The sequence below is a fragment of the Tepidanaerobacter syntrophicus genome, assembly GCF_001485475.2.
Taxonomy (GTDB): Bacteria; Bacillota; Thermosediminibacteria; order Thermosediminibacterales; family Tepidanaerobacteraceae; genus Tepidanaerobacter; species Tepidanaerobacter syntrophicus.
Genome location: NZ_DF976995.1, coordinates 1 through 16029 on the forward strand (window position 1 = coordinate 1; position 16029 = coordinate 16029).

The 16029-nt window shown below is 38.4% G+C and carries 16 protein-coding genes; 14 read left to right on the forward strand and 2 right to left on the reverse strand.

The genetic code is table 11. From position 1 onward, the window contains the following. The coding region (locus TSYNT_RS00005) for a B12-binding domain-containing protein (RefSeq protein ID WP_174221059.1) at nucleotides 1-211 on the reverse strand (211 nt) is incomplete at its 3' end. Nucleotides 212-503: 292 nt separating this feature from the next. Then, the gene (locus tag TSYNT_RS00010; RefSeq protein WP_059031019.1) at nucleotides 504-1295 is read right to left on the reverse strand and encodes an IclR family transcriptional regulator; all 792 of its coding nucleotides are present in this window, start codon (nucleotides 1293-1295) and stop codon (nucleotides 504-506) included. 294 nt (nucleotides 1296-1589) lie between these two features. Between TSYNT_RS00010 and kduD the strand changes: the two genes are divergently transcribed. The 14 genes from kduD to TSYNT_RS00080 all read left to right on the forward strand — a co-directional run bounded on the left by kduD (nucleotide 1590) and on the right by TSYNT_RS00080 (nucleotide 16029). Next, on the forward strand, nucleotides 1590-2348 hold the full coding sequence (kduD, locus tag TSYNT_RS00015) for a 2-dehydro-3-deoxy-D-gluconate 5-dehydrogenase KduD (RefSeq protein WP_059031021.1): 759 nt from the start codon (nucleotides 1590-1592) through the stop codon (nucleotides 2346-2348). 26 nt (nucleotides 2349-2374) lie between these two features. After that, a complete protein-coding gene (gene kduI / locus TSYNT_RS00020; protein ID WP_059031024.1) occupies nucleotides 2375-3208 on the forward strand; it encodes a 5-dehydro-4-deoxy-D-glucuronate isomerase in 834 nt (277 codons plus the stop codon). A gap of 234 nt (nucleotides 3209-3442) precedes the next feature. Beyond that, entirely contained in the window at nucleotides 3443-4597 is a 1155-nt protein-coding gene (locus TSYNT_RS00025) for a glycerate kinase (RefSeq protein ID WP_059031025.1), read from the forward strand. 130 nt (nucleotides 4598-4727) lie between these two features. Then, a complete protein-coding gene (locus tag TSYNT_RS00030; RefSeq protein WP_059031027.1) occupies nucleotides 4728-5684 on the forward strand; it encodes a D-2-hydroxyacid dehydrogenase in 957 nt (318 codons plus the stop codon). Between the two features lie 103 nt (nucleotides 5685-5787). Continuing rightward, nucleotides 5788-6975: a CdaR family transcriptional regulator gene (locus TSYNT_RS00035; protein WP_059031029.1), complete on the forward strand. Its 1188-nt coding sequence runs from the start codon at nucleotides 5788-5790 to the stop codon at nucleotides 6973-6975. 302 nt (nucleotides 6976-7277) lie between these two features. Continuing rightward, nucleotides 7278-8333, forward strand: a complete 1056-nt coding sequence (locus TSYNT_RS00040; RefSeq protein ID WP_059031031.1) for a BMP family protein — start codon at nucleotides 7278-7280, stop codon at nucleotides 8331-8333. A gap of 135 nt (nucleotides 8334-8468) precedes the next feature. Beyond that, nucleotides 8469-9977, forward strand: coding sequence for an ABC transporter ATP-binding protein (locus tag TSYNT_RS00045; RefSeq protein WP_059031034.1), 1509 nt, complete (start codon nucleotides 8469-8471; stop codon nucleotides 9975-9977). After that, nucleotides 9970-11070 (forward strand): ABC transporter permease, encoded by a 1101-nt coding sequence (locus tag TSYNT_RS00050; protein ID WP_059031035.1) that lies wholly within the window; start codon nucleotides 9970-9972, stop codon nucleotides 11068-11070. The genes TSYNT_RS00045 and TSYNT_RS00050 overlap by 8 nt, the downstream gene beginning before the upstream one ends. A 1-nt stretch (nucleotide 11071) precedes the next feature. After that, nucleotides 11072-11974 (forward strand): ABC transporter permease, encoded by a 903-nt coding sequence (locus TSYNT_RS00055; protein WP_059031038.1) that lies wholly within the window; start codon nucleotides 11072-11074, stop codon nucleotides 11972-11974. Between the two features lie 98 nt (nucleotides 11975-12072). Beyond that, nucleotides 12073-12591 carry an ECF transporter S component gene (locus TSYNT_RS00060; protein ID WP_059031040.1) on the forward strand — a complete coding sequence of 173 codons (519 nt, stop codon included), beginning with the start codon at nucleotides 12073-12075 and terminating at the stop codon, nucleotides 12589-12591. A gap of 4 nt (nucleotides 12592-12595) precedes the next feature. Continuing rightward, complete coding sequence (locus TSYNT_RS00065) at nucleotides 12596-13372, forward strand: type III pantothenate kinase (RefSeq protein WP_059031042.1); 777 nt, start codon at nucleotides 12596-12598, stop codon at nucleotides 13370-13372. 131 nt (nucleotides 13373-13503) lie between these two features. After that, nucleotides 13504-14478, forward strand: a complete 975-nt coding sequence (dusB, locus tag TSYNT_RS00070; RefSeq protein ID WP_059031044.1) for a tRNA dihydrouridine synthase DusB — start codon at nucleotides 13504-13506, stop codon at nucleotides 14476-14478. 110 nt (nucleotides 14479-14588) lie between these two features. Then, nucleotides 14589-15119 carry a hypothetical protein gene (locus TSYNT_RS00075; protein ID WP_059031046.1) on the forward strand — a complete coding sequence of 177 codons (531 nt, stop codon included), beginning with the start codon at nucleotides 14589-14591 and terminating at the stop codon, nucleotides 15117-15119. Nucleotide 15120: 1 nt separating this feature from the next. Beyond that, nucleotides 15121-16029 carry a hypothetical protein gene (locus TSYNT_RS00080; RefSeq protein WP_059031048.1) on the forward strand — a complete coding sequence of 303 codons (909 nt, stop codon included), beginning with the start codon at nucleotides 15121-15123 and terminating at the stop codon, nucleotides 16027-16029.

The window sequence follows — 16029 nt, forward strand, 5'->3', positions numbered from 1 at the left end:
CCATTATGCCTTTAAATATTTCTCCTCCCAAGAGAAGCTCTGAAAGAAAATACTCGCCTTTTTCAAACTTATCTCCTACAACAGCCATAGCATCTCTGCATACATCTAGAAGTTTTTGAGCATCTCCACCTTTTTCAAGATACTCTTTAGCAAGACTTACTGCACCTTCTTCATCCATATCTACTATTTTGTTGAAAAGTTCATCAAGCACTTTACCTTCCCCCTTTACAGTTTTTTTGGAACACCCCACAGTAATGAGAAAATTATTGATATTTTCTTCACACCATCCTTTCCTATGCCGATTTAAACCAGTTATAAAACTTTATACTTTCTGACACTAGTATATACGAGTATATCGAAATTGTCAACTGATTGTGAATTGAATTTCTTTACTTACTCTTTATAAATATTAGTTTTTTGGATATGATTCTATATCTAAAAAAATCTCCCTGTCAAAGATTTACAACCGGGAGATTTTTTTACTGTATTAATTTGTAAAGATGTTATTTTCTAATATATTTGCGAGGATCTAAACAACCTAATTCTCTAGAAATATCAGCTGCTGCTTTTAATATTAATTGTGAGTAATCTCGGTTTATTTTTTCTAAGTTTATCCGTGTAATCGGCCCTGATATACTCAAACTTGCCACTACATTGCCCGTATAATCAAATATTGGAGATGCCACACACATAACATCATCCTCTGACTCTCTATTGTCAATGGCATAACCAAGGGCTTTAACTTTATCTAATTGTTTTTTCAAAACATCTATGTCAGTTATAGTATTTTTTGTCTGCTTTGGCAGCCCCCATTTTTGGATAATATAATCAAACTCTTCCTCGGGCAGAAAGGCTGCTTGCGCTTTTCCTGATGCAGTACAATGGACAAAGTTTTTGTCACCAACCTTGTGGAATGTCTGAAGATTTTCCGTAAAGTTAACTTTGTCAATATATATTATCTGTCCCGCATCGATCATTGTAAGGTAGACTGTTTCACCGGTTTTCCTTGCAAGGTCCTCCATAAAAGGCCTGGCAACTGTCCTTATATCCATATTTGAGATAAGATTAAATCCTAAATTAAGTATTTTGAAACTAAGTTTGTACTTTCCGGTTTCAGGATTTTGGGTGACATACCCTTTGTGTTCCAATGTATCAAGAAAGCGATAAACCGTACTTTTATGAAGATTAGTATATTTGCCGATTTCAGTTACGCCAAGCTCTTTGCCGCAAGACAGCGCCTCGAGTATCTCTAAAGTGCGAAGACAAGACCTTAGCAGGTTTTTTTCTTTATCCACAATATCACATCCATAAAGTCTAATTTATTATTTATATGTTACTTGTTCATATAAATCGTGTCAACTTTTTGTCTAATTCAGTTCAATACACAAAAAAGCGCAAGATGTTCAATCGAATATTTATATTACAGGCAGGATTCCTGATGTTTGTGTAGAATAGTATAAGTAAAAGCAAAACATCGTTTTATTCAATAAAACAACATGAGAACATTTTTACTTACTGAAATATTCTATTTAAATAATAGAATAAAAATACAGTAAAGTCAAATGTTCCGCAAAGCAGGAGGCATTCAAATGATACTGGAAAAATTTGCTTTATCGGGAAAGACGGCCATAGTAACCGGCGCCAGGACGGGGTTAGGCAAAGGAATGGCTGTAGGACTTGCGGAAGCCGGAGCAGACCTGGTGATTGTAAACCGATCGCCGATGCTGGAGACCGAGGAAGAGATTAGAAAATTAGGCAGAAGATGCCTGCCTATTGAAGCTGATCTTTCGAATACAAATGTAATACCGGAAATAGTCAAAAGAACGTTGGATGAATTCGGCAAGATAGACATATTAGTGAATAATGCCGGCATAATACGTCGAGCTCCTTCTATTGAATTTACAGAAAAAGACTGGGACGATGTAATAAATGTGAATCTTAAGGCGGTTTTTTTCTTCAGTCAAGCCGTTGCAAGAGAAATGATAAAAAATAATGGAGGTAAGATAATCAACATTGCTTCAATGCTCTCATTTCAAGGGGGCATACTGGTGCCGTCTTATGCTGCCAGCAAAGGGGGAGTTGCTTCTTTGACAAAAACATTGGCAAATGAGTGGGCTAAATATAACATAAATGTAAATGCCATTGCACCGGGTTATATGGCCACCAACAATACTGAACCTCTTAGAAAAGATGATGAGAGAAATAAGTCTATTCTTGACAGAATACCGGAAGGAAGATGGGGACTTCCCGAAGATTTAAAAGGAGCTGTGGTTTACCTTGCCTCGGAAGCGTCAGACTACGTAACCGGACACATATTGTGTGTAGACGGAGGATGGCTGGCAAGATAATAAAATTATATTGGAGGTCTTATTAAATGTTTGATGTTAGATACGCTTCAAGTAACAAAGATGCAAGAAGTTATGATACTGCAAGGCTTAGAGAGGAGTATCATATTAGCGGGCTTTTTAAGAAAGATGAAATTAGATTAGTATATTCTCATTTTGACAGGATAATTGCAGGTTCAGTTTGTCCTGCCGAAAGAGAGTTAAAGCTAGAAGCAGGAAAAGAAATAGGAGCAGAATACTTTCTTGAAAGAAGAGAGCTTGGAGTCATTAATATTGGAGAAAAAGGTGTTGTTTCTCTTGATGGAAAAGATTATGAGATGGAACCGAGAGATGGACTTTATGTAGGCAAGGGAACAAAAGATATAGTTTTTAAGTCAATAGATAAAAATAAACCTGCAAAGTTCTATATAAATTCTGCGCCGGCACATAAAACATACCCAACAGTTAAAATAAATATTAGCAAGGCAAATCCAGTTACGCTAGGTTCGAAAGAGGAGCTAAACGAACGAACCATATATCAGTACATACATCCGAATGTGTGTAATTCCTGCCAGCTGTCTATGGGCATGACAATGCTTAAAGAGGGTAGCGTGTGGAATACAATGCCTTGCCATACACATGATCGCAGAATGGAAGTATACCTTTATTTTGATATGACCGATGATGCATTGGTATTTCATATGATGGGAGAACCTCATGAAACCAGACACATTATAATGAGAAATGAAGAAGCCGTAATTTCACCACCTTGGTCTATTCATTCAGGCGTCGGAACCCAAAAGTATACTTTCATATGGGGGATGGTAGGCGAAAATCAAGCTTTTGATGATATGGACCACATAGATAATAAAGATTTAATATAATATTCTGAGCTAAAATAAATGCATAAGAAATAGAAATTGGCACCCGTTTACAGGTTAAGCGGGTGCTTTTTTCGTAAAAGCATTTTCCTGTATTTATAGTAACTAATCATTTTGCTTAAAATAACGATAAGCTAATTATTAAACATGAGCATTTTGTCCATATGCAGTTGTTAGAAACTTTGATATTGTATTATTATACTTATACATAAAATACTAAAGAATGCAGGTGCTTTTATGAAAGTAATTATAGCTCCCGATTCATTCAAAGGAAGTCTAAGTTCCATACAAGCAGCTGAAGCAATAGAACGCGGAATAAAAAAGGCGGCTTTAGCCTACAGCGAGAATGTAGAAGTTGCAAAAGTGCCAATGGCAGATGGAGGAGAAGGCACGGTAGAAGCTATTATAAGTGCGGTAGGAGGTAAAATAATTCCTACAAAAGCCTTAGACCCTCTTGGAAGACCCATAGATTCTTTTTTTGGCGTATTACCTGATAATACAGCGGTTATTGAAATGGCAGCGGCATCAGGACTTAACTTTTTAAAAGAGGAAGAACGCAATCCTTTAAAAACTACAAGCTACGGCACCGGCCAATTGATAAAAGCGGCACTGGATATGGGCTGCGAAAATATAATAATTGGTATTGGAGGCAGCGCCACAAATGACGGCGGAGTAGGGATGGCTCAGGCCATTGGAGTAGAGTTCTTGGATAAAGAAGGCAAACAAATAGGTTTTGGAGGCGGAGAGCTATCTAAAATCTATAAAATTGATATTTCTAATCTGGATGGCAGGGTAAAGAATGCAAAATTCACTATTGCCTCAGATGTAAAAAACCCGTTATGCGGTCCTGAAGGAGCTTCTGCTATCTATGGCCCGCAAAAAGGCGCAACACCTGAAATGATAGAAATCCTTGACAAAAACCTCGATCATCTTGCAAAAATAATAAAAAGAGATCTTGGCAAGGATATAAAAGACTTGCCGGGAGCAGGAGCTGCAGGGGGCTTGGGAGCAGCTTTGATGGCGTTTTTAGATGCACAACTAAGACCCGGGATAGAAATTGTAATGGAGCTTTCAAATTTTAAGGAAAAAGTAAAAGATGCAAATATTATTTTTACAGGCGAAGGTTCTACCGACTATCAAACAAAATTTGGCAAAGTTCCCTTTGGAGTAGCGCAAGTGGCAAAAGAATATAATAAGCCGGTAATATGTGTTTCCGGCTCTCTCCTTGAAGGTTATGAGCAATTATATGAATATGGGATTTCAGCGATGTTCAGTATAGTGAACAAACCAATGGACCTTAAGGAAGCAATGGAAAGGGGGGAGGAATTACTGTATAAGACATCAGAGAATTTGTTCAGATTGTTATTTGTTGGGCTTGGGTTAGGACGATAGATACGAGATTAACTGTTTACAGAATTAGTTTATATCTATTTTATATAACTTCTCAAGATTTTGCATAGTCTGGTCTATATTAAATTTTCATTTAAGTTTACAGAACGATATATTATACGAGGAGGATAAGATGAAAATAGTAGTTTTAGATGGATATACGTTAAACCCTGGTGATTTATCATGGGAAGATCTTAAAAAGTTAGGTGACTTAACAGTATATGATCGGACACCCAACGATAAAATCATAGAAAGAATAGGTAATGCAGAAATAGTATTTACAAATAAAGTGCCGATAACAAGAGAAGTTTTAGAAAAAACAAATATTAAATATATTGGAGTTCTTGCTACAGGTTATGATGTAGTTGATATTAATGCCGCAAAAGAAAAAGGTATACCAGTTACTAATATACCAACATACGGGACAGCATCAGTAGCTCAGATGGTATTTGCACATATATTGGAGATATGTCACCATGTGGCCGCGCATAGCGAAGCTGTTAAAGCCGGAGAGTGGACCAATAATCCGGATTGGTGTTTTTGGAAATATCCCCTCATTGAACTAGCGGATAAAAACATGGGTGTAATTGGGTATGGAAGAATAGGGCAAGCGGTAGGAAAAATAGCTCAAGCATTTGGTATGAAAGTACTTGCGTATGATAAATATCAAAATAAAGATCTTGAGTCCGAAACCATGAAGTATGTTGACTTAGATGAACTTCTTAAAAATTCAGATGTAATAAGTTTACACTGTCCACTAACAGAAGAAAACAAAGGTATAATAAATAAGAGTACAATAGCCAAGATGAAAGACAGCGTGATTATAATAAACACAGCGAGAGGTCAGCTTATAGTTGAAGAAGATTTAGCAGAAGCATTAAATCAAGGCAAGGTATATGCTGCAGGGTTAGATGTTGTATCAAAAGAGCCTATCGAAGAAGATAATCCCCTGCTTAAAGCAAAGAATATATTTATCACGCCGCATATTGCTTGGGCGCCAAAAGAATCACGCCAGAGATTAATGGATATTGCAGTAGAGAACTTAAGAGCTTTCTTGGAAGGTCGGCCTGTTAATGTAGTAAATAAATAAGATGATTAAACGAAATAGGAAAACTTGAAATAAATAAAGAGGATAATTAAATGTAGGTAGAGAATAATATTAATAGAATAGTTGAGGCTGGGAGGGTATTATTTTGGAAATAACCCATGAATATGCCCAGAGCATAGTTGAAAAAACTAAAGATCTACTTGGTAAAAATATAAATATTATGAACAGTTTGGGCATAATTGTGGGAAGTGGAGATAAATCCCGAATAGATACCTACCATGAAGGCGCGGCAGAAGTTATAAAAACAGGGAAAAGTATGGAAATAACGTCTGAGCAAGCTGAAAAACTGGAAGGTGTAAAACCGGGCGTTAACCTTCCGGTTTACCTTAATGATAGAATCGTAGGAGTTGTTGGAATTACCGGGGAACCTGATGAAGTAAGGCCGTTTGGACAACTGCTAAAAATTTCAGTTGAAACAATGCTAAATCAAATATTTTTATCAGAACAGCTTCGTATGGAACAAAACGCAAAGGAACTTTACGTAAACGACATCATAAACGGCAACATTCAAGACATAAATGCGTTTTTGACTAAAGGACAAGTTTTCGGTTTTGACATGACTATTTATCGGATCGCACTTGCAGTAAAGATAAAAGAAAGCATTAATACAGGACACAAAAAGTTGGCATCTCAAGAAATACAAGAAAAAATACTTGCTTGCATAAAAAACGTTTTTAACAATCCCCAGCATATGGTAAGCCACAATGGCAGCAATAATTATATCGTCCTTTATGCGACTGATGAAACAGACCCTGAATTTATAAAGGAAGAGCTTAGTAAAACCGCAGAAATTTTAAAACGCAACCTTAGCAAATATTCGGCCACGTTTTCTATTGGAGTGGGCTCGTACTATCCGGGCCTTTCCGGAATACGTAAATCATATAAAGAGGCGGTGAAAGCACTTCAATTACAAGAAAAAATTTTAAAAGGTTCTCAAACGCTCCCGGAACTCATTTTTGCATCAGATATTGCCCTTGAAATGATGCTTTCAGCTGTGCCCGAAGAAATTATAGATACATATATTGACCAGGTAGTTTCTAAAGGCGAGGCTAAGACTTTTTTAAAAGATACGAAGTTGACTACGACTTTAAAAACCTATTTTTCATCTAATTTAAATATCTCTAAAACAGCTAAAACCCTCAATGTTACACGAAATACGGTAAGCTCAAGACTTGAAAAAATAAAAGAGCTTACCGGTCTTGACCCGTCTGATTTCAATGACGCTTTAAAGCTGGATGTCTTGCTTAGAGCGGTTTATATAAAAGAAATATAGCTTGAAGCAATTCTAAATCTTTTGTCCAAAATAACAAACCAGCTCCACTCAATATCTTTTGAGGCAGGGGCTGGTTTTTATTTTTTTAGCAAGAAGGATTTTTCGTTTTGAGGTTGAATTATTCAAGTGCAGGATACATTTTGTTGAGTCACAATTTATTACGGTGCCAAGTAAAATTATGCTGCCTAAAGTCAATTTCTACATTAAATGCAAAAACTAAGGAATTGTAGCAGTTGACAAGAAGAACTAATCAGATAAAGTTATAGTTATGAAGTGAATGAAAGTAAAAAAGGAGGGTCATTATGAAAAAAATTCTTGCTTTGTTGTTAACGATTGTTATGATGGTTGGTTTGCTGACCGGATGCGGCGGTGGAGGCGGCGGCACATCTGAAAGCAAAACACCTGCGGAGGACGAACAGGCTCCAAAGAAAAAGATAGCTCTTTTATGTGATGTGGCAGGTACTCAGGTTTTTGTTTTAAGCATGATAAATGGATTAAAGGATAGTGCTCAAGAATACGGATTTGAGCCTATTGTTACCGAATGCGCCGATGCTGCGGCATTTGAAGACAATGCACGCGCCTTAATTGAAGAAGGCGTGGATCTAATTATCGGCGGCGGCTGGCAGGCCGGGGATGCTATCAATAAGGTGGCTACGGAATTTCCGGATGCTGCAGACTATGCATTAATAGATGCTGAAGTAGAAGCAGAGAACGTCAAATGCATCTCTTATAGAGAGCAAGAAGGCGCATATCTTGTAGGCATGATTGCAGCTTATGTTACAGATGAGAATGACAAATTGTTCGGCTCGATACATGTTAACCAGGGAGCAGGTTCATGGAAGTGGCGCTATGGTTATATGGAAGGCGTAAAGGCCATTAAGCCCGATGCAAAATTTATCTTTAATTACACGGGAAACTTTAACGATCCGGCAAAAGCAAAGGAATTTGCTATTCAGCAGTATGAACAAGGCTGTAAGTTTATCAACGGAGCCTCGGCAGGCGGAGACAAGGGGATTTTTGAAGCGGCAAAAGAAAAGGGATTTTATACCTCGGGTCAAGATGTTGATTTAACAACCCCTGACAATCCCTATATCGTAACATCTCAGATAAAAGACACATATGCTACCGTAAAATATCTTGTGCAAAAATATATGACAGAAGAGTGGACAACAGACAATGAAACCTGGGGTGTAAAAGAAGGCACAATTGGAGCTGTCCATGTAACTCACGAAGGTAAGGGTCCTATACCTGAAAGCTTAACAGCTGAAGAGCTTAACAAAGTAAAACAGGCTGCTGAGGATATAAAAACAGGCAAGCTGGATTTGGCAAATATGCCTGCTGAAGAGGATTATAAGTAGATATGGTTTTATAGTATTAATTAATAGGGGCGGCTTGCCGCCTCTATTAAGAACTTTGGGCCGTTTTTGAAATAAACCTAGGATTGTTTTCAAAGACCTCCTTGGAAGTTTTATAGATTATAGGGGTGCATTGAGTTGCTTCTAAGAATGGAAAATATCACTAAGTTATATGGCTCTCTTTTAGCAAATGATAATGTGAGCTTAACGTTAGATAAAGGTGAAATTCTCGCAATTGTTGGCGAAAATGGAGCAGGTAAATCTACATTAATGAAGATTCTTTATGGACTTGAAATGCCAACCAGTGGAGAAATATACATAAATGATAAGCTTTGCGATTTCAAAAGCCCGATGGATGCTATACGACAAGGAATAGGGATGGTGCAGCAAAATTTTATGCTTTTTAATCCTTTTACTGTGGCTGAAAACATCGTGTACGGTAAAGAGCCGCGAAGCCACAGAATTTTTTTTGATAGGAGAAAAGCGGCTGAAATTGTAAGGGAATTGTGCAGAAAGTACGGCCTTGAAATAGACCCTGAACTTAAGGTGGAGGATTGCCCCGTAGGTCTTCAACAAAGAGTGGAGATTTTAAAGGTTTTATACAAAGATGCTGAAATCATTATTCTCGATGAGCCTTCAGCGGTATTAACCCCGCAAGAAGTAGACGAACTTTTAAAGACTATAAAAGGACTTGCAGCATTGGGCAAGAGCATAATACTAATAACACATAAACTTCAAGAGGTTATGGACGTTGCAGATAGAATTATGGTCATGAGAGAGGGCAAGCGCATCGCTGAGGTTAAAAAGACAGAAACGAGTATTGAAGAACTTTCGTATCTGATGGTGGGAAGAAGACTTGCTGCGAGAAAAGTTGAAAAACAAAAATCGGGTAAAAATGTTTTAAAAATAGAAAATCTTACATATGTAACTCCTGAGAAGAAAAATGTTTTAAAAGGGGTTAATATTCATGTAGACGAAGGCGAAATAGTGGGAATAGCCGGAGTATCCGGCAACGGGCAATCAGAGTTAATTCAGTGTATAACAGGTATGATCGCTCCTACCGGCGGTAAAATTTTGCTCGATGGCAAAGATATTACAGGCAGGCCTGTCTGGGAAGTAAGGTATTCGGGGCTATCGCATATACCTGAAGACAGGTATTACATGGGATGCGCTAAAGATGCCAATTTAGTAGAAGTTGCTATAATGGGCCATCATATCAAGCCTGCATACTCACAAAAAGGAATTTTGAAAACTACAGAGATTAGAAAATTTACACGGAATCTGCTTACAAAATATGATGTAAGGCACAGCAGCTTAACCCAAAAGGCAAAAGAATTATCAGGCGGGAATATTCAAAAGCTTATAGTTGCAAGAGAAATAGAGCATGGGAATAAATTTTTGGTTGCGGCAGAACCTACTCGCGGTGTGGATATAGGTGCTATGGAGTTTATACATGACAAAATACTGGAAGTAAGATCAAAAGGCGGCGCGGTGCTGCTTATTTCTTCAGAGCTTACAGAGATTTTATCACTTTCCGACAGAATATATGTTATGTACGGCGGCAATACAAACGGCGAATTTACTAGAGAAGAAGCAACTTCTGAAAAACTGGGGCTGTTAATGATGGGAGGCAAATTAAATGAATAACGATACTCAAAAGAGCTTTATAAAAATTTGCCTAAAAGCATGGAATGCCTTAAAACAGCCTATAATAGCAACGGTTTTTGGGCTACTAATCGGAGCAGTATTAATTTTGACAACAGGTGAAAACCCCATTAATATATATAATCAAATGTTTAGAAAATCATTTCTTGAGCCCTATTATTTAATGCAAACCTTGACACGAGCAACACCTGTAATAATTTGCGCTATAGCCACAGCAGCGGCATGGAGAGCGGGAAATATAAATATAGGGGTAGAAGGACAGATGATCATAGGTTCTTTTACAGCCACCGCATGCGCACTTTATTTATCAGGTCCTCCTATATTTGTGCTGACAGTTTCAATATTATTGGGAATGATAGCAGGGGCGCTTTATTCCACAATTGCAGCCGCCCTGAATTTAAGATTTGGCACATCGATTGTTATATGCACTCTTATGATGAATTATATCGCAAATTATATTGCCAGTTATTTTGTAAATTTTCCCCTAAAAGATCCCCATGGAGATCCTATTGCGGCTCAGACGGCGGTCATAGATAAAAGCCTTCATTTTCTTAAGCTTTCCAGCAGGAGCACTCTTAATATAGGATTTCTTATTGCTGTCGGAATTACGCTCTTATTTATTTTTATTTCCCAAAGGGCTGTATTCGGTTATGAATCGAAAATGACAGGATTAAACCCTATTTTTGCTCACTACGGAGGCGTAAACCAGAGACAAGTCACGCTCAAGACAATGGCGTTAAGCGGTGCTATTGCGGCAGTGGCTGGTATATGCGAGATTTTTGGAGTAAAGTATCGCTACATTGATTCTATGTTTGTAAGCGGAGGTTATGCATGGACAGGTCTTATGGCCGCGCTGATAGCAAATCTTGATCCTGTAGGCATGTTTTTTGCTTCTACATTTCTTGCAGGATTACAAGTGGGCGGTCAATCCATTCAGCGCACCTCTAATATCCCTTATCAAATGGCTACGGTTATCCAATCATGCATAACACTTTTTGTGTCAGTTAAGCTTACCTTTGATTTTATAAAATGGAAAAGGCACGCCAAAACAGGCGCCGACAAGGAGGCGGATTAGGGTGGACTCTAATTACATAGCAAGCCTTATAAATTCTACGCTCAGATCCACTACGCCTGTTTTACTTGTAGCACTGGGATCTGCAATATGTAGCCAGGTAGGTGTATTTAATATTGCTCTTGAAGGCCAGATGCTTATAGCTTCATTTACTTCAATAGTTGTAAATTATTTAACCGGTAGTGTCTTGCTTGCCATTATTGCAGGGATAATATCTGGTACAATTATCGGTGCTATCGTAGCTGTTGTTCAAGTTAAATACCAAGCTGCCGATATGGTAGTGGGTAACTCGCTTAATCTTTTAGTCGCAGGCCTTACAAGTATATTGCTTTTTGTGATTTTAGGAGTAAGAGGAAGCTTCAGTAGTCCGGATTTGATACCTCTAGGCAAGATGAATATATCTTTTATAAGAGCATTGCCTTTTATCGGCAGAGTTTTGGCAGATTTGACTGTTGTTGATTATATTTCTTATGTAATAGCGATATTGATGTATATTTTTCTTTTCAAAACAGTTGCCGGTTTTAGGGTTCATTCTATTGGAATCAATAAAGAAGCGGCAGAGAGCCTTGGAGTAAATACACTTAAAATCAGGATGGCGGCAGTTGCATTTTCCGGAGCATTATCAGGGCTTGGGGGCAGTGTGCTTAGCATGGGGCAAGTAACTCTCTTTACAGAAAACATGACAGCCGGCCGGGGCTTTATAGCAATGGCTGCTGCCGGAATGGGGCAAAACCATCCTTTGTATGTGATAGGCTCAAGCCTATTGTTTGGTGCTGCTCAAACCTTGAGTGTTTCCCTGCAAAATATAATTCCCAGCCAGCTGACGATGACAATTCCTTATATTATTACGATAATAGCCCTTTCTGTTTTTGGCTACAGGACAAGAAAGCAAAAATCCATGAAATAAATGTTGCTTTTTGCCTATAGGATTGATAAAATTAGGGTGCATTAAGTCAACTCAAAAACGTCCGGCATCCTAAAAGGAGCTGGAACGGAGGTGAAAACATGAAAACTGATTTTACAGTGAATCGCCGATACACGCGAACATTGACGGTATCAGGCTTGCTTGGAGCTTTATCGGTAGTGTTGGGCTTGACGCCCTTAGGCTTTATACCGGTTCCTACAGCGGCAGGCCATGCCACGATAATGCATGTACCGGCAATTTTAGGCGCTGTTTTGGAGGGACCAACAACGGGAGCCTTAACAGGCTTAATTTTTGGCCTTTACAGTCTTTTAAGGGCAAGCAGTCCGCTTTTTGCAGACCCTTTGATAGCCTTAGTGCCTAGAATCCTAATCGGCGTAGTGACATATCAGGTATATCGCCTTACCCATAGCGATGGATTGGCTGCAGCCTTCGGGAGCATGACCAACACCTTAGGCGTTATGGGCTTAGCTGTGCTAAGAGGCTATGTGCCTGCACCGGCAGCATGGATAGTGGTGCTGACTCATGGTATACCTGAGATGATCGTTGCCGTAGTTATTACTGTAATAATTTGTAAAGCTATGCGAAAAAGCAGAAGGTGAACTTATGATCCTTGCAATTGACGTAGGAAATACAAACCTGGTTTTTGGAATTTATCACAGCGGCAGTCTTTTGGTATCATACAGGATGGCTACACATCATGATTATACAGAAGATGAATACAGTCTTGTTTTTACTTCACTGCTGCATTTAAAAGATTTGGATCGCAACAGCATTGAGGGAGGAATCATTTCATCTGTTGTTCCGTCACTGACTGTTGTCTTGGAAAAAATGTGCAAAAAGTATTTTGAATTTGCACCCATAATAGTTGGCCCGGGAATTAGAAGCGGTATAAATATAAAATATGAAAACCCGAAAGAAGTAGGAGCCGACCGCATTGTCAATGCAGTAGCCGCTCTTTATAAATATGGCGGACCGGCTATAATTATAGATTTTGGCACTGCAACTACTTTTGATGCCTTGACAGCGGAAGGGGATTATCTTGGGGGCGCTATAGCTCCCGGAATAGGTATATCTTCTGAGGCGCTTTTTAAAAGCGCTGCGAAATTGTATAGGGTAGAAATAGCAAAACCCGAAAGAGTAATCGGAAAAAACACGGCATCCAGCATACAATCAGGAATATACAACGGATATGTGGGCCTAGTTGAAAATATTGTAGACAGGATGAAAGAAGAAATGGGCGGTGGTTCGATATGCACTATTGCCACAGGCGGCCTAGCCCCCTTGATATGCAGCAATGCAAGAAATATTGACAGAGTTGACATGATGCTTACCCTTGATGGATTAAACTTACTTTATGAAAAAAATACTGTTAAAAGTTAAGGGAAAACCCAGGTTTTCCCTTAACTTTTTGTAATTATAGGCTTTAGCACATCAAGCAAGCAAAACAATAAGCCATCCGTATAACGGGTGGTTATGATTAAAGGCAAGGTTAGATTTGGAGGTTTGAGATATTGCAGAAAGGTTATTTTGATGTACCGCTTTATTTAGCGCCTATGGCAGGCGTTACTGATTTGCCCTTTAGACTTATATGCAAAAAATTAGGTGCGGATGTTCTGATAACCGAGATGATTAGCACTCGGGGGATTGTTTATAATGATTTAAAAACAAAAAAACTATTTATAATAGACGAAGAAGAAAAGCCAATAGGGGTTCAGCTTTTTGGAAACAATCCGGAAGATTTTAAAATAGCAGTTAAAAAAATTGATCATATGTCTTTTGACTTTATAAATATAAATATGGGGTGTCCGACTCCAAAAATAGTTAAAAACGGTGATGGATGCGCCTTGATGAGAGATATTAAACTTGCGTCAAGCATAATAAAATCAACTGCCGAAGCCTCCACAAAACCTGTATCCGTTAAGATTAGAAAAGGATGGGACGAGGAGAGCGTAAATGCAGTTGAGTTTTCACAAATGGCGCAAGAAAGTGGTGCATCGATGATTATAGTTCATGGCAGAACAAGGGAAATGTTTTACTCAGGTAAGGCAGATTGGGATATAATAAAAAAAGTAAAGGACAAAGTGAGTATACCTGTCATAGGAAACGGAGATATATTTACTGCTGAAGATGCACTTTCCATGCTCTCTAAAACCGGTTGTGACGGAATAATGGTAGGGCGCGGCGCTTTAGGGAATCCATGGATTTTTAGAGATATCAAGCACTTTCTTGCAACAGGAGAAAAGCTTTCCCCTCCCACCTTAGACGAAAGGCTTCAGATAATGATGCTGCATTTAGACAAAGCCATATCATATCATGGCCTGAGACTTGGCATACTTGAAATGCGCAAACATCTGGCTTGGTATATAAAGGGTTTGCCTCATTCCGCTCCCATTAAAAATACTCTGCAAAAATGCAAAGATGTTACATCTATTAAAGAAATACTAAATAACTATTTTGCAAAATTAGCTCAACAAGGCTATCAATAAAGGTATTTGCTGGTAAATCAAGAGAAAGCCAAAATTATTTTCTCTTGATTTTTTTTGTGAGTTGATATAAAATGATGTGAGCACAAAAGTGTGCACAAGGAGGTGCCGCTGTGGATTTTATAAGGATTGGCGGTAAGCTTATTAGCATATCCCGAATAGAAAATACCATTCAAGAAATGCTGATTTTGCGACAGCAAGGAGTTTCTCAAGCGGATGTAGCTAAAAAGTTTAACACTGACAGGACCTTCTTATCTCGCTTGGAGAGCTTAGGAGAAATAAGAAAGGGGAAAACCATAGCAATAGTTGGATTTCCAATAAAAAACACAGAAGAACTTAAACAAATGGCAGCTCAGGAAGGCGTAGACTTTACATTGATTATGAATGATAAAGAACGCTGGGATTTTGTGTATGAAAAAAGCGGAATAGAGCTGCTAAATGAAGTTATGGGAATCATCTACCAGGTAAGACAATATGATGTAGTTATTTTATTCGGCTCAGATCAAAGGCTTCGACTTTTTAAAGCACTTTTAGACAAAGAAGTCATACCTGTAAATATCGGTAAATCACCTATAACAGAAGATGTTTATGTAGATCCTGAAAACCTAAAGGAAATTATAAAAACCATAAAGAAGGAAGATTAAAATGAAGCATGTTATGAGCGTGAGCATAGGTTCTTCCAAAAGAGATCATAAAGTGGAGACAGAAATTTTAGGAGAAAAATTCATAATAGAGCGTGTGGGAACTGACGGAAGCATAGAAAAAGCCATTGAAATCATAAAAGAAAACGATGGCAAAGTAAGCGCCTTCGGCATGGGTGGAATAGACCTTTATGTTTGCATCGGCAATAAGCGATTTACAATAAGAGACGCAGTGCCGATTGCTCAAGCGGCTAAAATATCTCCTATCGTGGACGGCTCGGGTTTAAAAAATACTCTTGAGCGCCGAGTAGTGAACTACCTTGCCGAAAACAAAATCGTGGATTTTGAAGGTAAGAAAGTACTCTTAGTCTGCGGCCTAGATAGGTTTGGCATGGCAGAGGCTTTAGATAAAACCGGGTGCAAACTGACATTTGGAGACCTTATTTTTACAGTAGGAGTGCCTATTCCGGTAAGATCCCTTAAAAGCTTGAATATTTTAGCGAGCATCTTAGCCCCTATTATATGCAAGCTTCCATTTAACATGCTGTATCCTACAGGAGAAAAACAAGAGAAAAAGGCCGGTTCCTCAAAATATGAGCGTTTTTATAATGAGGCAGATATTATTGCCGGTGACTTTCATTTTATAAAGCGCTATATGCCTGATAGGCTTGATGGCAAAATTATATTAACAAATACCGTAACATCGGACGATGTAAAGATGCTGACTCAAAGCGGTGTAAAAATGCTGATTACAACAACACCTGAACTAAATGGCAGATCTTTTGGGACAAATGTCATGGAAGCTGTTCTTGTGTCTCTTTCTGACAAACCTTATAAATCCTTAACTCCAGCAGACTATGAAGAACTTTTAGACAAAATCGGGCTTACCCCAAGAGTAGAGGTTTTAAACTAG

Bases quoted from the DNA above. Each gene is read 5' to 3' on its own strand.
- kduD (WP_059031021.1), top strand. From the start codon at position 1,590: ATGATACTGGAAAAATTTGCTTTATCGGGAAAGACGGCCATAGTAACC.
- kduI (WP_059031024.1), top strand. From the start codon at position 2,375: ATGTTTGATGTTAGATACGCTTCAAGTAACAAAGATGCAAGAAGTTAT.
- TSYNT_RS00025 (WP_059031025.1), top strand. From the start codon at position 3,443: ATGAAAGTAATTATAGCTCCCGATTCATTCAAAGGAAGTCTAAGTTCC.
- TSYNT_RS00030 (WP_059031027.1), top strand. From the start codon at position 4,728: ATGAAAATAGTAGTTTTAGATGGATATACGTTAAACCCTGGTGATTTA.
- TSYNT_RS00040 (WP_059031031.1), top strand. From the start codon at position 7,278: ATGAAAAAAATTCTTGCTTTGTTGTTAACGATTGTTATGATGGTTGGT.
- TSYNT_RS00050 (WP_059031035.1), top strand. From the start codon at position 9,970: ATGAATAACGATACTCAAAAGAGCTTTATAAAAATTTGCCTAAAAGCA.
- TSYNT_RS00060 (WP_059031040.1), top strand. From the start codon at position 12,073: ATGAAAACTGATTTTACAGTGAATCGCCGATACACGCGAACATTGACG.
- TSYNT_RS00065 (WP_059031042.1), top strand. From the start codon at position 12,596: ATGATCCTTGCAATTGACGTAGGAAATACAAACCTGGTTTTTGGAATT.
- TSYNT_RS00080 (WP_059031048.1), top strand. From the start codon at position 15,121: ATGAAGCATGTTATGAGCGTGAGCATAGGTTCTTCCAAAAGAGATCAT.